This window comes from Neobacillus sp. PS3-40, from assembly GCF_030915485.1.
Classification (GTDB): domain Bacteria; phylum Bacillota; class Bacilli; order Bacillales; family Cytobacillaceae; genus JAUZPL01.
In genome coordinates this window covers 2,168,418-2,188,871 of record NZ_CP133266.1, presented here as the reverse complement: position 1 = coordinate 2,188,871, position 20,454 = coordinate 2,168,418, and the positions used below count along the sequence as shown (strand labels likewise).

At 38.3% G+C, this 20,454-nt stretch carries 14 protein-coding genes; 11 read left to right on the top strand and 3 right to left on the bottom strand.

The genetic code is table 11. The features are described 5' to 3' along the window. The first annotated feature begins 10 nt into the window (after positions 1–10). On the top strand, positions 11–808 hold the full coding sequence (locus RCG20_RS10715; protein WP_308184224.1) for an ABC transporter permease subunit: 798 nt from the start codon (positions 11–13) through the stop codon (positions 806–808). Between the two features lie 268 nt (positions 809–1,076). Here the strand turns inward: RCG20_RS10715 and RCG20_RS10710 are convergent, their stop codons facing one another. After that, positions 1,077–2,555 carry an aldehyde dehydrogenase family protein gene (locus RCG20_RS10710; protein ID WP_308184223.1) on the bottom strand — a complete coding sequence of 493 codons (1,479 nt, stop codon included), beginning with the start codon at positions 2,553–2,555 and terminating at the stop codon, positions 1,077–1,079. 301 nt (positions 2,556–2,856) lie between these two features. Here RCG20_RS10710 and RCG20_RS10705 point away from each other — a divergent pair, with 301 nt between their 5' ends. The 4 genes from RCG20_RS10705 to RCG20_RS10690 all read left to right on the top strand — a co-directional run bounded on the left by RCG20_RS10705 (position 2,857) and on the right by RCG20_RS10690 (position 11,904). Beyond that, on the top strand, positions 2,857–4,719 hold the full coding sequence (locus RCG20_RS10705) for a sigma-54-dependent Fis family transcriptional regulator (RefSeq protein WP_308184222.1): 1,863 nt from the start codon (positions 2,857–2,859) through the stop codon (positions 4,717–4,719). An 881-nt stretch (positions 4,720–5,600) separates the two neighbouring features. Beyond that, on the top strand, positions 5,601–7,328 hold the full coding sequence (locus RCG20_RS10700) for an ABC transporter ATP-binding protein (RefSeq protein WP_308184221.1): 1,728 nt from the start codon (positions 5,601–5,603) through the stop codon (positions 7,326–7,328). Further along, positions 7,329–9,212 (top strand): ABC transporter ATP-binding protein, encoded by a 1,884-nt coding sequence (locus RCG20_RS10695; protein WP_308184220.1) that lies wholly within the window; start codon positions 7,329–7,331, stop codon positions 9,210–9,212. Positions 9,213–9,489: 277 nt separating this feature from the next. Then, entirely contained in the window at positions 9,490–11,904 is a 2,415-nt protein-coding gene (locus RCG20_RS10690; RefSeq protein WP_308184219.1) for an immune inhibitor A domain-containing protein, read from the top strand. Positions 11,905–12,006: 102 nt separating this feature from the next. Here RCG20_RS10690 and RCG20_RS10685 read toward each other — a convergent pair whose 3' ends face one another. Together RCG20_RS10685 and RCG20_RS10680 are read right to left on the bottom strand one after the other, a co-directional pair. After that, a complete protein-coding gene (locus tag RCG20_RS10685) occupies positions 12,007–13,533 on the bottom strand; it encodes a solute symporter family protein (RefSeq protein ID WP_308184218.1) in 1,527 nt (508 codons plus the stop codon). Then, positions 13,534–13,884: a DUF485 domain-containing protein gene (locus RCG20_RS10680; protein ID WP_308184217.1), complete on the bottom strand. Its 351-nt coding sequence runs from the start codon at positions 13,882–13,884 to the stop codon at positions 13,534–13,536. It lies immediately after the preceding gene. A gap of 369 nt (positions 13,885–14,253) precedes the next feature. Here RCG20_RS10680 and RCG20_RS10675 point away from each other — a divergent pair, with 369 nt between their 5' ends. The 6 genes from RCG20_RS10675 (at position 14,254) to RCG20_RS10650 (ending at position 20,375) form a co-directional block, all read left to right on the top strand. Then, positions 14,254–15,486, top strand: a complete 1,233-nt coding sequence (locus RCG20_RS10675; protein WP_308184324.1) for an MFS transporter — start codon at positions 14,254–14,256, stop codon at positions 15,484–15,486. A 294-nt stretch (positions 15,487–15,780) separates the two neighbouring features. Continuing rightward, a complete protein-coding gene (locus RCG20_RS10670) occupies positions 15,781–16,959 on the top strand; it encodes an ABC transporter substrate-binding protein (RefSeq protein ID WP_308184216.1) in 1,179 nt (392 codons plus the stop codon). Positions 16,960–17,048: 89 nt separating this feature from the next. After that, positions 17,049–17,927, top strand: coding sequence for a branched-chain amino acid ABC transporter permease (locus RCG20_RS10665; protein ID WP_308184215.1), 879 nt, complete (start codon positions 17,049–17,051; stop codon positions 17,925–17,927). 12 nt (positions 17,928–17,939) lie between these two features. Further along, on the top strand, positions 17,940–18,914 hold the full coding sequence (locus RCG20_RS10660) for a branched-chain amino acid ABC transporter permease (protein WP_308184214.1): 975 nt from the start codon (positions 17,940–17,942) through the stop codon (positions 18,912–18,914). Further along, entirely contained in the window at positions 18,889–19,668 is a 780-nt protein-coding gene (locus RCG20_RS10655) for an ABC transporter ATP-binding protein (RefSeq protein ID WP_308184213.1), read from the top strand. Before RCG20_RS10660 ends, RCG20_RS10655 begins: the two co-directional genes overlap by 26 nt. Then, complete coding sequence (locus RCG20_RS10650; RefSeq protein WP_308184212.1) at positions 19,668–20,375, top strand: ABC transporter ATP-binding protein; 708 nt, start codon at positions 19,668–19,670, stop codon at positions 20,373–20,375. Before RCG20_RS10655 ends, RCG20_RS10650 begins: the two co-directional genes overlap by 1 nt. The last annotated feature ends 79 nt before the right edge of the window (positions 20,376–20,454 follow it).

Sequence of the window (20,454 nt, the reverse complement as noted above, 5' to 3'; positions counted from 1 at the left end):
GGTGGATAGGATGAACTTATTTATTAGAGAAATGAAATCATGCAGAAAATCGCTGATCATTTGGGGTATTAGTGTCATTTTAATGGTAGCAGGGGGAATGAGTAAATATGGGGCCCTCTCTACCTCCGATCAATCAATCAATGAAGTAGTTGCCCAGATGCCTAAATCGATTCAGACCATCTTTGGGATAGGTGCCTTTGATTTAACAAAAGCGATTGGCTTTTTTGGAATTCTCTATCTGTACTTAATACTTATGGCTGCCATTCATGCGCTGATGCTCGGAGCAAATATCATTGCAAAAGAAGAGCGGGATAAGACATCAGAGTTTTTATTGGTAAAGCCAATTTCTAGAAACCGTATTATCACTTCAAAGATAGTAGCCGCATTGGTAAATATAATTGTCTTTAATTTGATTACACTTATTACATCCATTAAAGTAGTTTCCCATTATAACAATGGTGGCGGAGAGACAGACCATATTGTCCTTTTCCTTATGGGAATGTTTATTTTACAGCTACTCTTCTTATTTTTAGGAACAGGAATTGCTGCGGTGAATAAAAATCCTAAGTCAGCAGTCTCATTCGGAACTGTTCTTCTTCTAGGAATGTTTATTCTCTCGATCATGATCGATATAAATGGAAAGATAGAATACTTAAAATACCTGACCCCTTTTAAATATTTTGATGCAAAGAATTTATTGGTTAATGGTACACTCGATCCTGTATTTGTAACAGTATCTGTTGTGATGATCGGAATTCTAGTTGGTATCACCTATATCTCTTTCAATAAGAGGGATATGAATGTTTAGAGTAGGTAAAAGACCGATGTCGTCAACATCGGTCTTTTGTGTAAGGAAAAGGAGGTGGGGCTTGCGCAAAAGGTTAATCAGTTCATCTTTTCGTGGCTAAAAAATATAAATTCCCACTACGAATCACTTGAAGACCAGCTCCGCTCACACCGCCTTTATTTAGTTAGGTTAATTAATTTAACGAGACAATTCATTATGGTAAATGGTGGCGTTAAAAAGGACCTATGCGTTTTTTAAACGAATGGTGATTGTGTACGTTTGTCTTTAATTAGTCTAAGTTAATCCATACACTTTTCACTTCGGTATAATTATCAAGTGCATAGCTTCCCATTTCTCTTCCGATTCCACTTTGTTTATATCCCCCAAATGGTGAAGCTGCATCAAAAGCATTATAGCAGTTTACCCATACCGTACCAGCCTTTAACTCTTTGGCAACATAATGGGCTTTTTTCAAATCCTGTGTCCATAATCCTGCAGCTAATCCATATTCTGAATGATTTGCCCGACGAATTACATCATCTAAATCATCAAACGGCATAGCAGCAACAACCGGACCAAATATTTCCTCTTTGGCGATGGTCATCTCATCGTTTACATTAGCAAAAATTGTAGGAGCAACAAAATAGCCATCTCCCTGGCCATAAATACCACCTGCAACCACTTCTGCTCCTTCTGCCTTTCCTTTCTCAATATAGCTTCCAACCCGATCTAATTGTTTACTTGAAATTAATGGGCCTATTTGGGTAGATGGATCAATCCCGGCTCCTTGTTTTATATTTTTGGCATGTAGAGCCAAGTCAGCAACTACATTATCATAGGACTTTTTCTGAATATAAAGGCGTGAACCAGCGCAACAAACTTGCCCCTGGTTAAACATAATGCCCATTAAAGCTCCAGGAATGGCTTTACTCATGTCGGCATCAGGTAAAATAATATTAGGGGATTTTCCACCTAGCTCGAGAGAAATCTTTTTGACGGTCCCAGCTGCTTGCCTCATAATCATTTTTCCAACGGGTGTAGAACCTGTAAAGGCAATTTTATCAACGTCTGGATGATCTACAAGTGGAGCTCCGGCTGTTGCCCCAAAGCCCGGGATAATGTTGATGACCCCTGCAGGAATTCCAGCTTCAAGTGCTAATTGACCTAAATATAAAGCTGAAAGTGGGGTTTGCTCTGCTGGTTTTAAAACTACTGTACATCCTGTTGCAAGGGCTGCACCTAATTTCCAAGTTGCCATGAGTAGAGGGAAATTCCATGGAATAATTTGCCCTACTACACCAACTGGTTCATGGCGAGTATAGTTAAAGTAATTGCCTGCAACTGGAATGGTTTGTCCTACAATTTTAGTAGCCCACCCAGCATAATAACGGATGTGATCAATAGCTAGAGGGACATCAGCATTGCTTGTTTCATTAATGGGCTTACCATTATCTAAGGTTTCTAACTGTGCTAATTCTTCTTTATGGGCTTCCATTAAATCGGCTAACTTATAAATAAGGCGACCGCGTTCAGAAGCACTCATTTTTTTCCAAGGGCCATTTTCAAATGCCTGGCGTGCAGCTTTCACCGCTTTATCGACATCTTCAGGTCCCGCTTCACTCACTATTGCTAATACTTTCCCATTAGAAGGATCAAGGGTTTCAAAAGTTTTTTCAGAAGTCGCATTCACCCATTCACCATTAATCAAAAGCTTTTTAGTTCCTTTTAGAAAATTCTCTACGCGAGAATTGATTTGTAATGTTTGCATATTTTTACCCCTTTTCCATTAGTATAAAGATTTTAAAGGTTATGACCGCTCACACTTGTTTATAATGCAAGAACTGTGCCAATGTTGAAAACCTTTAAAAATCTTCACAAAATGTTCAGTTTTATTGGGCAGAAAAAATAAACTGTTCCAATTTAGAACAAATTTCTGTTCCATATTGGAACAGGTGTATAAGTTTGGAACAAGTAAAAGGTCTTCAATTTCATTTGTAAAGTTATCTGTTATAATAATTTTATATGTAATTTTATTTTCAGAACATTACGAAAATGAGAGGTATCATTCTATGCCTACTAATCTTAAAACCACTAAGGGAGTAATCCCTGATTATATTAAAGAATCATGGAAACGTTGCCATTTAAAAGGACTTACTTCAGCAGCAATGGATAAAGAGCATTTACTTGGAGAATATGAGTTGGGAGAATACTACAATCGATACGATGAGCTTCTATATTATTCTTCTTCAATATTTAAAGATATCTATCATACCATTCAAGGAACGGAATTCCTTTTATTAATAGCTACACCAGAGGGATATATAATCGATACGATCGGAGAGCCTTCTTTTATAAGACATGCTGACAATGTTGCTTTACGAAAGGGGGCCAATTGGCTAGAGGAAGCAAAGGGAACCAATGCGATTGGTACAGCTATTGTGGAAAAAAAACCAGTGCTTGTTCAAGGGAGTCAACATTTTCAGAAGGATAATCACTTTCTGACTTGTGCTGCAGCCCCCATTTTTGACCCTGATGGACGCCTTCTTGGTATAGTAAATATAAGTAGCTATCAACAAAACTACCACCCAATTACTTTGGGATTGATTAAAAGTGCAGCACACAGTATTGAACAATCCTTATTATTAGCTCAAACTCAAAAACAAACCCAAAAAATAACGAAAGATCTCGCTTTTATTTATGATCACCATCCATCATCCCTAATCACATTCAATAATGAGGGTAAAGTTACTAGATTAAATTTCACGGCCGCACGTACGATTGGCTGTTCTGAGTCATCGGTAATCGGTCAACCGATTTCAAGTATTTTAGCAGGATTTGATCCTTTTACAATAACACCTGCACAATCGCAAAGTTTTCTCTTTGGAAATCAGGTATTTACTACTCATACTCTACCTAGTGATAATAATGAGCAATCCTGTTTACTATTACAGGGGGAAATACAAAAGCAGACTAGTAAACTAATGAATCGGTATCATTTTACAGATATCATTAGTAATGACCATCAGATGAATGAGCTAATCTCTATTGCTAAAAGAGCAGCCATTTTAGATATAAGCCTTCTTATTTCTGGTGAAACTGGTACAGGAAAGGAGCTTTTTGCCCAGTCTATTCATGGTGCCAGCCTAAGGAAAACAAACCCTTTTATTGCTATTAACTGTGGAGCGATTGCTGAAAACCTATTAGAAAGTGAGCTATTTGGTTACGAAAAGGGAGCATTCACGGGGGCAAAGACACAAGGGCAAATAGGGAAATTTGAAGCAGCAGATGGTGGGACACTATTCTTGGATGAAATTGGTGATATGCCTTTGGCTGCCCAAGTTTCCTTACTTCGAGTGTTGCAAGAGGGCTACATTACACGTATTGGGGGTACCACCCCACGGCCAATAGATGTACGAATAATTGCAGCCACAAATAAAGATTTACAAAAAGAAGTAGAAGCAGGGCGGTTTCGTGCTGATCTATATTTTCGTCTTAATGGCTTTACGCTGAAACTTCCTTCTCTTCGCGATCGTACCGATTTGCTTTTGTTAGCAGACCATATATTATCCCAGTTACCCTTCCAAAAAGAAAAAATAGAATTAACGGAAGATGCTAAAAGGTTTATAACGGAATATGAATGGTCAGGAAATTTCCGGCAACTGAAAAATGTTTTGCAACAGACTGCTTTTCTCGCAAATCATAATCGTATAACAAAATCTCTTCTCATGTCTCTTTGTCCTCCTTCTATCAAACCAAGTGGAGAGGAGCAAAAGAGTATAAATAAAATAGTAAGCTTGCAAGAACATGAAATCACTTTAATTAAGCAAGTTTTAGAACAAACGCATGGAAATATTAGTCGTGCATCTAAGCAATTAAATATTGGCCGAAATACACTCTATCGTAAACTAAAGGATTACAGCCTGATAATTTAAAAGATTAATTATAGAAAAAGGATCGTCTATTATTTTAAGTAGTTCCGTTTTTGTGGAAAAACATTTCAAATAGCATACCAATTAACCTCCAAATTGGTATGCTATTTTTTGTTGAAATAACAATATTTTAATTGAAGTTATATAAACATTGAAGAAGCAAATAGCAAACCAATTAAAGGACTGGCATTACCAATTGTCAGTGTGCTAATTAGGGTGTTACTGTTCATCATAAATTCGATGAAGCCGAAATCACTTTGGAAAACCGATTGGTCTTTGATTCCATTAGACAGTAAAAATAGTGGCTGTCTAGAATCATTAGTGGTCTTTGGATGTTTTTCAGACTTTTCTATTTTAGCTTCTTGAGTTGATTGGAGCGGAGGGTACTTGACTCCTGTGGGATTAGAGGGAATAGGAGACTTACGCAAGGCGGTACGCCGAGGAGGCTCCTATCCCTCCCCGCGGAAAGCAAGTGCCCGGAGTGGAAATCAACGGACAAAGTTATGGTCTAAATACAATTTACAGGGTGTCAAAAGCAACAATGAGCTTTAAAATAGTCAATGTAAAAAGGGTGAAATACTTTATCATTTGAAGGTTGTTCATCAAGGCCATGAACGACTTAAATTAGTAGAGCTCTATAAGAAAAACCAGGCGGATTTTGCCTGGTTTTTCTTAGCTAATCAGAATTTATATCCATAAATTCTACTAGCGCATAAGTGCAACTACGCTTCTGTCATCGCCCTTAGGGGCTCGCCAATCAGCGAGTTTTCTTTATTATGATAGTTATTATTTGTCAAATGATTTTAGCCAACTATAATAGAGAAGTGATGAGTGGAATGAACGTAAATTAATCTTTTTTGGGGAAGTAAAAGGTGGAATCAGTCATGCCGTTTTTGATGAACTATGTAAGAAAATATGGGAAGCTCTTTAGTATCGCTGTTTTATTTTTAACATTTGAAGCACTATGTGACTTGATGCAGCCAACCATTATGTCAAAAATCATTGATATAGGTGTGGCAAATAAGGATGTGCATTATATTTTAAAGATGGGCGGCATCATGCTACTTATTACCGCCTTTGGTGCAATATCCGCTTCAACAAGAAGTGTTTTGGCTAGCATTGTTTCACAAAACTTTGGTGCGGAACTAAGATCCGATCTATTCCGAAAAATCCAATCTCTATCCTTTAAAAATATAGACCAATTTGATCGGGCGTCATTAGTGACAAGACTAACAAATGATGTTACCCAGGTGCAGGTCTTTGTAAATGGATTGATGCGAATTTTTGTAAAAGCTCCCCTTTTAGCAATTGGTGGGTTAATTATGGCAGTTCGCCTAAATGTCCATCTGTCTGTTGTTCTAGCAGTAGTGGTTCCGGTTGTTGCAATTTTAATTATTATGAATATGAAATTGGGATTTCCGCTATTTATAAAAGTACAAAAAGCGCTTGACCGTGTAAATGGAACCATGAGGGAATATTTATCAGGCGTAAGGGTCGTAAAAGCATTTAATCGTTTTGATTATGAAGTAGAGAAATTTAATAAAACCAATGAGGATTTTCAAAATAAATCCATTTCTGCCATCCGTTTAATGTCTATTTTTAGCCCTGCTATAATCCTTACTGTTAATTTAGGAATTGTTGTAGTGCTTTGGATTGGTGGTGTAGGCGTGGAACATGGCCAGATGCATGTTGGCCATATTATTGCATTTACGAATTATATGACACAAATTCTGTTCTCCCTAATGATGATTTCAATGGTTTTCAATATGTTTGTTAGAGCAAAGGCATCGACAGGTAGGATTGGTGAAGTATTTTCATTGGTAGATCAAATCACTTGGAATGACGAAGCTATGGAAGCACAGAGTGAAAAGGGAAAGATCGAATTTGACAATGTAAGCTTCTCGTATGACGGTACTCCGGAAAACGCTGTTCTAAAAAATATAAATCTAGTTTGCCTACCAGGCGAAACCGTAGGTATCATTGGGTCGACGGGTTCAGGAAAGAGCACACTAGTTAACTTAATTCCCCGTTTTTATGAGATAAACGCGGGAACTATTAAAGTAGATGATAAGGATATTCGTAATAGTAATCCCAAAGCGTTAAGAGAAAAAATTGCGATTGTTCCTCAAAAAACTACTTTGTTTACAGGAACGGTAGAGGAGAATATTAAGTGGGGAAGTGAATTTGCTACGCCTGAAGAGATTGAAAAGGTAGCCATGATGGCGGGTGCTCATGATTTTATTTCCCAGTCACCTGAAGGATATCGAACAAAAATAGGTCAAGGTGGAGTCAATTTTTCGGGAGGGCAAAAGCAGCGTATTTCAATCGCCAGAGCACTAGTAAGGAATCCTGAGATTTTAATTTTAGATGATAGTACAAGTGCGGTAGATATGGCGACTGAGGTAAAAATAAAAGAATCCTTGAAAAAGTATGCCGAAGGGCTTACTTGTTTATTAATTGCTCAGCGGATTACTTCTGTTATTGATGCAGACAAAATTGTTGTGATGGATAAAGGGGAAATTGTCGGGATTGGAACGCATGAAGAATTAATAAAAGAAAATCAGGTGTACCAGGAAATCTTTCAATCCCAGGTTGGAAAGGAGGTAGAGTAGATGGCTGGTCAATCGGAACCATTGCATGAAAATAAAAGGGTTCAAGAAACACAAACTTCTCCAGCACTACCTGTACCTGGAAGGGGCTTTGGGCATGGACAGGGAAGAAGACCTGTTGTAAAACCAAAGAATTTTAAGGGGACACTTAAACGGTTATGGTCATATTTTGGAAAAGAAAGAAGAATTTTAACGATCATCTTTCTGTTTATTATTATTGATTCAGTGATAACACTATTAGCTCCCTTTCTGATTGGTAAATCCGTTGATGCAATGACATTACACAGCGGGAAAGTCGATTTTGGATTATTGGAAATAGCGGTTCTCCTTTTGCTATCTACCTATATCTTGGATGCACTTCTTACCTTTTTACAAGGGTGGCTAATGGCGGGAGTTTCCCAACGGATTGTTAAAAGTCTCCGAAATGCCCTTTTTCAAAGGCTCCAAAAGTTGCCGATTTCCTTTTTTGATACGAGGACACATGGAGAATTGATGAGTCGATTGTCAAATGATATTGATAATGTGAGCAATACGATTTCACAGTCTACAACCCAGTTAATGTCAGGTTCAATTGTCATTATTGGCTCATTAACAATGATGTTGATTTTGAGCCCAATCCTGACAATTGCTAGTATTATCACCATACCGCTTGTCTATTTATTAACTCGAACGATTGCAAAGAAAACAAGTGTTTTATTTAAAGATCAACAGGTACAGCTTGGTAAATTGAATGGCCACATTGAGGAAACGATTTCGGGATTACATGTTGTAAAAGCATTTAATCACGAAGATAAGGCAATTGAAGAATTTGAAGTTGTTAACGCAAAGCTGCGTGACGTCGGTTTGAAGGCGCAGATCTGGTCGGGGTTTCTTATGCCGATTATGAATGTCATTAATAACTTAGGCTTTACAGTGGTCGCTGTTGTTGGTGGAATCCTTGCGGTAAGGGGTCATATTACAATTGGAATTATTGCTAGTTTTCTAACCTATTCACGGCAATTTGTAAGACCACTTAATGATCTTGCTAATGTTTTTAATATCTTGCAATCGGGTGTTGCTGGAGCTGAGCGCGTATTTGAAATCTTTGACGAACAAGAGGAACCATCAGATATTCAAGATGCGATTTCTTTAGAGAATCCTAAAGGTCAAGTTGTATTTGAAAATGTCAGTTTTGGTTATCGGGCCGATGTCCCTATTTTAAAGAATGTCAGTTTTTGTTCTGATGAGGGAAGCAGTACTGCGCTCGTAGGACCTACCGGGGCGGGAAAGACCACAATTGTAAATTTATTAACACGTTTTTATGATGTGACAAGTGGAAGAATCCTTATTGATGGTAGGGACATCCGTGAATACACTAGGGACAGCTTAAGAAGAAGTTTCGGTTTTGTGCTTCAAGATACCTATCTATTTTCAGGGACAATTAAGGAAAATATTAAATATGGAAATCCAAATGCAACGGATGCAGAAGTAGAGGAAGCGGCAGCGATGGCAAATGCAGACGCCTTTATAAAACGCCTTCCTAACCAGTATAATACGACTATTTTAGAAAACGGCGGAAATTTAAGCCAAGGCCAACGGCAGCTTCTAGCTATCGCAAGAGTTATTTTGGCCAAACCATCTTTGCTTATTTTAGACGAGGCAACAAGTAGTATTGATACGAGGACAGAGCTCCATATTCAGGATGCGCTACTTTCTATTATGAAGGGGCGTACTAGCTTCATCATCGCCCACCGCTTGAATACAATTCGTGATGCCGATACGATTATGGTTATCGATCATGGGGAAATAATTGAAAAAGGGAATCATAGCCTGTTAATTGATCAACAAGGAAGATATTATAATATGTTTTTTAATCAGTTTAAAAATATTGAAAGTGCATTAGATTAAAAAGTAGATAGTTGAAGGTAGAAGGCCCGATCAGTAAATTGATTCGGCCTTTTATTTGTTGCTGGGACTTTAGAAAGGGGATATTTTAGTGGGAATTGAAGAAACACTATTACTTAAGAATCATTTTTCTGTTAATTGTGAAAAATCAGAGGAATTTACAAGGATTATTAGAATTAGTATAGATACGTAACTACAATTTTAACTAAAGTGACGGTGATAAGGGGGGAAGTAAACCGTTACATATCACGCTCAAATAAATTTGTTTAGAGGAGGATTGATGGATTGGAAGAAGAAATTGGGCATTCCGTTATTTTCAGCAGGTCTAGTATTTAGCGCGTTTGCACCAGGTGCATTCAGCCAAGGTAAACTACCTGCATCTATTCTAAACTCTTACACAAATGAAGTGGCACCGGGTGACTTAGCTATTGCAAATGACGAGCGGCTCATCGAGATGTTAAAGAAAAATGGCACTATTGCAAAGGATGCTACGCCAGCTGAAGCTGACAAAGCATTGCAGCAGTATTTGCATAAGATGGCAGTTGCATCTAAAACAGCAAAGACAAACGATTCCTTAGGTAAGAAACGCGATGCTCTTACTGAACAAATTAAAGAGAAAATGGATAGTAACGGTGTTAATTCAGGAAAAGGAAACAAGGTAGATCAGGCCAAACAGGGTGCAGTTTCTTCAGTTCAAGGAGAAAAGTGGGATGGGCAACAAAGAAAAGATGAGGTACTTGTTCTTTTAATTGATTTCCCCGATGTCCCACATGGACAATTAACAGCTGATGAAACAGATATGTATTATAGCGGGGCTGATGCGTACTCCCACCAACATTATCAAGATATGATTTTTGGTAAAGATGGCTATGTAGGTCCTGATGGTAAAACAAAAATCTCCATGAAGCAGTTTTATGAACAGCAATCGGGTGGAAGCTATACAGTTGATGGTGAGGTTGCTGGTTGGTACACGGCTAGTCATCCTGCTGCTTATTATGGTGCACATAGCGGCGGAGGTAATGATGTTAATCCTCGAGCTTTAATTAAAGAAGTCTTAGCAGCAGCAGCTAAAGATCCTTCTGTTAATTTAAATAATTATGATCAGGAAGATCCTTATGATTTGGATGGAGACGGAAATACACGCGAACCGGATGGGCTTATTGATCATGTAATGGTTATTCACTCCGGCGTTGGTGAAGAAGCTGGTGGAGGGCAAATTGGTCCGGATGCAATTTGGTCCCATAGCTGGGATTTGGGCGGAGTGGCTACAATTCCAAATACACAAACAGATGTACCTTATTGGGGTGGACTATTAGGCGGTTTTGCATACACAGTTGAACCTGAAGACGGTGCAGCTGGGGTATTTGCCCACGAATTTGGTCACAACTTAGGCTTACCTGATGAGTACGATACTCTTTACAGTGGTTCAGGGGAACCTGTCAGCTACTGGTCAATCATGTCAAGCGGAAGCTGGACAGGTAAAGTTCCAGGTACAGAACCATCGGGCTTTAGCCCATATGATAAGGAATTTTTGCAACAATCCATGACTACTGGCGAATTTATCCCTAACTGGCAAACTGGTAATGAAGTCAATAGTAATGATGTTACTTCAAAAGGTTCCGAGTTCCTTCTTGATGAAGCAAGTACAAAAGGTACAAATAATGATGTTGTTAAAGTCGACCTTCCTATAAAAGTTACGGATGTTAATACACCTACAAGTGGAGTGTCAGAGTACTTTAGTGGCAGTGCGGATAACCTTAGCAATAACATGACGACAACTGTTGATTTAACAAACGCAACATCTGCACAGCTTACTTTTAAAACTTGGTATTCGATTGAAAAAGATTATGATTATGCAACGATTCGTGTAAATGGCAAAACCATTCCTGGTAATCTTACAACAAATGATGATCCATATGGTTCTAATCCAGGTAGCGGAATTACAGGTGATTCGAATGGCTGGGTCGACGCGACATTTGATCTATCTCAATTTGCCGGACAAAAGGTACAATTAAGCTTCAACTACGATACGGATGGCGGTTTATCAAAAGCTGGTTTTTATGTAGATGATGTTAAGGTAACGGCAGGTGGAAATGCAGTTCTATCAGATGATGCTGAAGGAACATCTCCATTTGCATATGATGGGTTCACAAAATCCAATGGTAAAAGCCGTGCCAGCCAATATTATCTTCTTGAATGGAGATCACATAACGGCTCTGATGCAGGTCTCGCAAACGTAAACCGCAAAGGTACTATGCTTTCCTATGATCAAGGTTTAGTTGTTTGGTATGTTGATAACTCATTTAACAATAACTGGACCGGACCTGAGTACCATCCTGGTGACGGCTTCTTAGGGGTTGTCGATGCGGATCAACACAATAACATCTGGCACTATAAGGATTGGACAGATCCGAACGGTTACTATGATGTTAATAAACTATTGGGCTCTAATAGCTATCAAATGCATGATGCTGCATTTAGTTTAAATAAAGGTAGTAATGTCACAATAGGCGATCCAACATTCTATTTAAAAGATAACTTCACTCAAAGCAATGCCCTTTTTGATGACAGTCAAAATTACCTTAACGCACAGGATCCAGATGTTGGACGTAACATTCCTCATCTTGGATTAAAGGTTCGCGTTGTGGGTCAAAGCGATGATGGAACAGTCGGAAAAATCCTTTTATACCGTTAAAAAAACAAAATAAAAAGATCAGGATGTCTGAAACTTGGCATCCTGATCTTTTTGGTTTTATCAAAATTTATTCTATGAATCTATCCAATGAAGGGACTTTTTCTATAGTCCTGTATTCGCCTTAACAAGAATTTCATCGAATTTTCTAACATCCTCTTTTTTACTTGAAAGTACTGTTCCTAAGTAGGCGGCAATAAATCCTAATGGTATAGAGACAATTCCTGGATTTCCAAGGCTGAAGAGTGGTTTTCCGACAAGAATGGCCTTCCCTACTTCTGGTGACCAAACGTTTGGCCCAATGGCTACAAGAATCAGTGAGCTCGCAAGCCCGACGATCATGCCGGTAACGGCTCCAGATGTATTGAAGCGCTTCCAAAAGATTGTGAATAAAATAATGGGTAAATTCGCGCTAGCTGCAACAGCAAATGCTAATGCTACTAGGAACGCTACATTCATTTTTTGAGCAAAAAGAGCAAGAATAATTGACAAAATAGAAACGCCGATCGATGCCCAACGAGCGGCAACAACTTGTTCCCGTTCAGTTGCTTTACCATGTCTTAGAATATGGCTATAGAAGTCATGTGCAAATGCTGAGGCGGCTGAAAGTACAAGCCCTGCGACAACGGCAAGAATGGTTGCAAATGCGACAGCGGATATAAAGGCAAAAAAGAATTCGCCTCCTAAGGCTTCAGCTAGCAATGGAGCGGCCATATTTCCAGCAGCATTTGCAGCAACAATTTTATCAAAACCAACGAATGATGCTGCTCCAAACCCTAGGAAAACAGTCATTACATAGAAAACTCCGATGATCCAGGTAGCATAAACGACAGACTTTCTGGCTGTTATCGCATCTTTAACTGTGAAAAAGCGAGTAAGAATGTGCGGAAGTCCTGCAGTACCTAAAACCAAAGCCAAGTTAAGAGAAATGGTATCCAATGGATTTGTAAATTTGTTACCTGGATTTAAAAACCCAGCGCCTAATGGTGTAGCAGTTTTCATGTGTTCAAACATCTTTATTGGATTGAAATCAAATTTAGCAAAAACCATGATGGAAATGACGACTGTTCCGCCCATCAGCAATAATGCTTTGACAATTTGAACCCAACTTGTCGCCATCATCCCGCCGAATACAACATAAACAGTCATTAAAACTCCAACAATTAAAACAGAATACATATAATCTAAGCCAAGCAATAGCTTAATTAATGCACCTGCCCCAACAAGCTGTGCAATCATATAAAAAATAGAAATGGTTATCGTATTTAAGGCTGCAACGCCACGAACGTTTTTTTCTTTAAAACGGGCAGCAATCATATCAGCCATTGTATATTTCCCAAGATTTCTAAGTGGCTCAGCGACAATATATAGAACCACTAAATAGGCAACAAGGAAACCGATACTATAAAAGAATCCATCAAAGCCAGATAAAGCAATCATTCCTGCAATACCAAGAAATGAAGCAGCTGACATATAATCACCGGCAATGGCCAAACCATTTTGCCAACCTGTTAGACTGCCATCGGCTGTGTAAAAATCACTGGTGGTTTTTGTTCGTTTCGAAGCGATATAAGTAATAACAAGTGTTAATCCAACAATGATTAGAAAGAGTGTAAAGGCAGTCGTATTCATCTATCTAATTCCCCCTTTGAAAGAGATAGAATCCTTTATTTCTTCGACCATCTTATCAAACTTTGCTGCCCGTTTTGTATAAATTATACATAATGCCCATGTCATAACGAATTGGGCGGAGGCAAAAACCCATGCCCAACTGATTGGACCCCAGAAGGCTTTATTAAGAACGTCAGTGTAGGCTGTCAAAATTGGCAATGTGAAGTAAAAGATCATAAAGAATAATGACCAAGGAACGATGAAATTGCGTTTTTCGCGAAGAAGCTTTTGAAAAGAAGAAGATTGAGCTATTTCGCAATAGTCTAATGGTGATGCAATGCTTTGCTTTAAGACAGGTTGATTCATTGACATTCAATTACCCCCTTTTTTGGTGACCGTGAAAACATTCTCTCCCCTTAAAAAATAGCGTTTTATCCCCCTTAAGCTAAATAACACGCTCCCCCCTTTCATACATAATACAAAATTATTATACATTTTTTTGAAAACACTGTAAATTCTGTAATTAATTTTTTTACAGTATATTATTCGACAAAACATTTTAGAATTATTTTTTTTAGGGATAATTGTATACGAGAAAAGGGAAATGCTAAAAAATAGTAATCCTATATATTATAGTGACAAGTGTAAAGACAACTGTTAGAATAATGTTTGTAATAAATTTGTCCTATCATAAATATAAAGGGGATTTTTGTAATGAAAGTTTCTCAGCAGGAGGTACAAATGGAGAAAGAAATTTCAATTAAGAATTCATATAGAGGAAAAGAATTTTCAAACAAGAAATTACTCGGAATTGCTGGGATGGGCTGGATGTTTGATGCGATGGATGTAGGAATCCTATCATTTATCATCGCAGCCTTGAAGATAGACTGGAATCTATCAACAGAGCAGATGGGCTGGATTGGTAGTGTTAACTCGATTGGAATGGCAGTAGGAGCATTGATTTTCGGGTTAATGGCAGACCGAATTGGTCGAAAGAATGTATTTATAATGACGTTAGTTTTATTCTCAGTTGGGAGTGGGCTAGCTGCATTTACGACCTCATTAACCCTTTTTCTTGTATTGCGATTTGTTATAGGAATGGGATTAGGTGGGGAACTTCCAGTAGCATCCACACTTGTATCGGAAAGTGTTCCAGTTGAGAAACGGGGCAGGACAGTCGTTTTACTTGAAAGTTTCTGGGCTTTCGGCTGGCTGGTTGCCGCTATTATCTCGTATTTCATCATTCCGAAGTTTGGATGGCAGGCTGCTTTGTTAATAAGCGCTATACCTGCACTTTATGCCATTTATTTACGAATTGGTATGCCTGATTCACCTCGTTTTAGCGCATTAAAGAAAAAAGAACGGATTTCTGCTTTTGAAGGTATCGCTAAATTATGGTCTAAGGATTATGCGCGTCAGACAACTATGCTTTGGATTCTTTGGTTTTGCGTGGTATTTTCCTATTATGGAATGTTCTTATGGCTCCCTAGTGTGATGGTTATGAAAGGATTTAGCCTAATTAGAAGCTTTGAATATGTTCTAATTATGACACTCGCTCAACTTCCAGGTTATTTTACAGCAGCCTGGTTTATTGAAAAATTCGGACGTAAATTTGTGTTGGTTGTTTATTTAATAGGTACAGCTTTGAGTGCTTACTTATTTGGTGCTGCAGAATCAACAGCATTATTACTAACTGCTGGAATCCTTCTGTCCTTCTTTAATCTCGGTGCTTGGGGCGCGTTATATGCCTATACGCCAGAACATTATCCAACCAATATTCGAGGTACAGGATCTGGAATGGCAGCTTCCTTTGGACGAATTGGAGGAATACTTGGGCCACTGCTTGTAGGGTACCTTGTTGCACAACATTCATCAATTTCAACCATTTTTACGATTTTTTGTATCTCCGTATTAATCGCCGCTTTAACTGTAATGTTTTTGGGGAAAGAAACGAAAAGAAAAGAATTAATATAATTATTTTTGGGGATTCCTTTGCTGGAATCCCTTTTTTGTAAAGCATTTAAGTATTTGTTGATATTATTAAGATTTAAATAATTATTACTTAAAAAACCATTTTTATTCCAATTATAACTGACTTTTCTAACTTTTTAAAATTATCTCAAAATAACTCGTAATACTACTAGACGAAAGGAAAATTATTTTGTACAATGTTTTCAGAATATTATTTTTATTTTTAAGAATCCGAAAAGTGAAATATGGATTCTGCAAGGGGAGAAATACAAAAAAATTTCAAACAGGGGGTAAAGCATGAAGAAGAGAAAAGTTGCAGGTATTTTAGCATCACTTTTAGTAACAGCAGGTGTTATGGCTGGATGTGGATCAACAAGTACAAGTGGTAGTGGGGATGATGGTGGCAAAGTAATTAAGATTGGTGCCGACATCGAATTATCAGGGGGTGTTGCTTCCTACGGTCAATCAGTTTCTGAAGGGGTTGCGCTTGCATTTGAAGAAATTAATAAAAAGGGAATAGATGGAAAAAAACTAGAGCTTGTTAAGGTAGATAATAAATCAGACGCTGCCGAAGCTACAAACGGTGCGATTAAGCTTGTTAGTCAGGATAAGGTTTCTGCGATTATTGGTGCCTCAACAAGTACAAATACTTTAGCACAAGTTCAAGTTGCTCAAGATAATAAAGTTCCGTTAATAACACCAACTGGAACGAACCCAGCAGTTACGGTTAAAGATGGCAAGTTAAATGATTTTGTTTTCCGTACTTGTTTCATCGATCCATTCCAAGGTACAGTTGCTGCAAACTTTGCATCAAATGAGCTAAAGGTTAAAACTGCAGCAGTATTAATTGACAGCTCAAGCGACTACGCTAAGGGGCTTGCAGCAGCGTTCAAAGAGTCCTTTGAGAAGAACGGTGGAAAAATAGTCTCTGAAGAAGCATATGTGGCTAAAGATACTGACTTCCACGCGACTTTGACACGTATTAAATCAGCTAATCCTGAATTTGTTTTTCTTCCAGGTTATTACGAAGAAGTAGGGTTAATTCTTAAGCAAGCTCGTGAGGGTGGCTTAAACGTTCCATTTATGGGTGGCGATGGCTGGGATTCTCCTAAGCTTGTCGAGATTGGCGGTAAGGCCGCTTTAGAGAATACGTTTATTACAAACCATTACTCAGCTGGAGATTCAGATCCTAAAGTTCAAGATTTCGTAGCGGCATTTAAAGCTAAATATGATGGAAAATCACCGGATGCATTTGCTGCTCTTGGTTATGACACTGCTTATTTTGTTGCTGATGCAATCAAGCGTGCAGGAAGTTCTAACCCTGTAAAAATTCAGAAAGCACTTGCAGAAACAGATGGTTTGCAACTTGTTTCAGGTAAAATGAAGCTTGATAAAAATCATGACCCAATTAAAGCTGCTGTTATCCTTGAATACAAAGATGGCGAGCAAGTATTTAAAACAAAGGTAAATCCTTAATCTTAACAAAAAATAGTGTAGTAAATGAATAGGGAGAGTTTATGTCTCCCTATTCCATTTTATTAGGTCCTTTTAAAGGAGAGTGTGACATGGAGTTTATACAGCAGCTGATCAACGGGATTTCTCTTGGCAGTATATACGCACTAATTGCCCTTGGTTATACCATGGTTTATGGAATTGTAAAATTAATTAACTTTGCCCATGGAGATGTCTTCATGGTTGGAGCATTTATCGGCTTTTATTCTATTACTTTTTTACATCTAAATTTTTTCCTTGCTTTAATTATTTCTATGGTGGCTTGTGGCATTTTTGGAGTAGTCATCGAGCGAATTGCTTACAAACCTTTACGGAATGCAACGCGGATTGCAGCCCTTATTACGGCTATTGGTGTGTCATTATTAATTGAATATGGAACAATCTATATTAGAGGTGCACAGCCAGAAGCATATCCGGGAGATGTCATTCCAATAAAAGTAATTAAATTCTTTGGAGCGGAAATTAACAGCCAATCGCTGTTTATATTAGGAATATCTGTGTTATTGATGGTTTTACTTCAGTTTATTGTCCATAAGACGAAAATTGGAAAAGCGATGCGTGCAGTTTCTCATGATATGGATGCTGCAAGACTAATGGGCATTAATGTTGATAATACTATCTCTGCAACATTTGCAATTGGTTCAGCACTAGCAGGTGCAGCAGGAGTTATTTTTGGAATGTATTATACAAAGATCGAACCATTGATGGGGATTATTCCAGGTCTTAAAGCTTTCGTAGCAGCCGTCCTAGGTGGTATTGGAATTATTCCAGGTGCCATGGCAGGTGGATTAGTACTAGGTGTCATTGAGGCGCTTGTAAGTGCACTTGGATATTCATTATGGCGTGATGGCGTGGCGTTTGTTGTGTTGATTCTTATTTTAATCTTCCGCCCAGCAGGACTGTTTGGCAAAAATGTTAGAGAAAAAGTGTAGGGGGGCTAAGCGATGAATATAGTAAAGCGGGCTAAAGGATTTTGGGGCTCAATCGTTTTGGCCATTATTTTTTCAATAGTAGTTCAAGGATTAATAACCGGTGGGCAACTAAATCCATTTTATATTAATACCTTGTTCTTTATCGGCATTAATATTATTTTGGCAGTTAGTCTCCATTTAATTATTGGTATCACAGGCCAGTTCTCCATCGGCCATGCAGGTTTCCTAGCAGTTGGAGCTTATGCATCTGCGATTATAACAATGAAGTTGCATCTTCCTTTTGTGGTTGCAATACTAGTTGGCGGCTTAGCTGCAGCTGTTGCAGGATTAATCATTGGTATTCCTAGTCTCCGTTTAAAGGGAGATTATCTTGCCATTGCCACTTTAGGATTTGGAGAAATTGTTAGAATTGTGTTTTTAAATGTTGATTATGTAGGTGGGGCGAGCGGGATGCAGGTCTCCCATTTAACCACTTGGCCATGGCTTGCTTTTTGCGTCATGCTTTCCATTATTGTCATTGTTAACTTTACAAATTCAACCCACGGACGTGCCTGTATTTCTATACGAGAGAATGAAATTGCAGCAGATGCGATGGGAATTAATACAACTTACTATAAAGTAACGGCCTTTGCTATTGGAGCATTTTTTGCAGGCGTTGCAGGTAGCTTGTATGCTCACAACTTCTATATTATTCAACCAACAAACTTTGGATTTTTGAAATCATTTGATATCTTAATTTTCGTTGTTCTAGGCGGTTTAGGAAGTATGTCCGGAGCAGTAATTGCAGCCATTTTATTAACAATTATTTCAACCTATCTACAGGCGTATCCGGGAACAAGGATGATTATTTATAGCTTAGTTTTAATAGTAATGATGCTCTACCGTCCACAAGGATTAATGGGAACAAAAGAATTAACATCATTATTTAAAGGCCGAAAGTCCGCTAAAGGAGGAGTACAGGATGAAAGCAAACAAACCGTTGCTTAAAGTGGAGAATGCCGGAATCCGATTTGGCGGATTAAAAGCCGTTTCAGATATTAATCTTGAACTAAATCAAGGGGAACTAGTAGGGTTAATTGGTCCAAATGGTGCAGGAAAGACCACATTTTTTAATTTATTAACTGGGGTTTATGTACCTACAGAAGGTATCATTTCCTTAGACGGCGATAAATTAAATGGTCATGCTCCATATAAAATAACAAGAAAAGGGATCAGCCGTACGTTCCAAAATATTCGCTTGTTTAGTGAATTATCTGTTCTCGATAATGTTAAGGTAGCGTACCATTCTCTTGCCAAACATTCTATGATCAGTTCGATTTTTCGGCTTCCGCATCATTTTTCCGGCGAAAAGGAAATGGAAGAGAAAGCAATCGAATTTTTAAAGATCTTTGGCTTGGAAAAATTCATGCATGAGAAGGCAAAAAATTTACCATACGGACAGCAGCGGCGCTTAGAAATTGCGAGAGCATTGGCTGCCAATCCAAAACTACTCCTACTAGATGAACCAGCAGCAGGGATGAATCCACAGGAAACAGAAGAGCTAATGAACCTTATTTCCTTTATAAGGGAAAGATTTTCATTAACCGTTCTATTAATCGAACATGATATGCTCCTTGTTATGGGAGTATGTGAACGTATTTATGTTCTCGATCATGGACAGATGATTGCAGAGGGCACTCCAGATGAGATCAGAAACAATCCAAAAGTCATCGAGGCATATCTCGGGGAGGAGGTTTCCTAATGTTAAAGATTAATGATATTAATGTTTTCTACGGAAATATTCAGGCACTTAAAGGAGTCTCCCTTGAAATTAATGAAGGCGAAATCGTGACTCTTATTGGGGCGAATGGCGCTGGAAAAAGTACGCTGTTAAAAACAATTTCAGGATTGCTTAAACCAAAAAATGGTGACATCTTGTTTGAGGGGCAGTCAATTTCAGGTAAAGTTGCACAGGCAATTGTGAAAAAGGGATTATCACACGTTCCCGAAGGACGTCGAGTGTTTGCAAATATGACGGTTGAGGAAAATCTGGAGTTGGGAGCCTATTTACGAAAGGATAAAAAGGGTATCCAAGAGGACTTTGAGAAAGTATATAATCTCTTCCCACGACTTCTTGAGCGCAAGAAACAGCATGCAGGGACATTGTCCGGTGGAGAGCAGCAAATGCTTGCTATGGGTAGAGCTTTAATGGCTAAACCCCGTCTCTTAATATTAGACGAACCATCGATGGGCTTAGCTCCACTTTTAGTAAAAACGATCTTCCGTATCATTCAAGAAATCAATAAAAGTGGAACAACTATTTTATTAGTTGAACAGAATGCGAATATGGCTTTATCCATTGCGGATCGCGCTTATGTAATTGAAACTGGAAAGATTGTTTTAAGCGGAACATCAGATGAACTAAATCAAAGTGATCAAATTAGAATGGCATATCTTGGTGGTCATTAATAGAAGAATGGGTAAGTTTGCTGTTAAAAAGGGTATCGGAGAGAAATTCCGATGCCCTTTTTATAAACTCTTTTCGCAT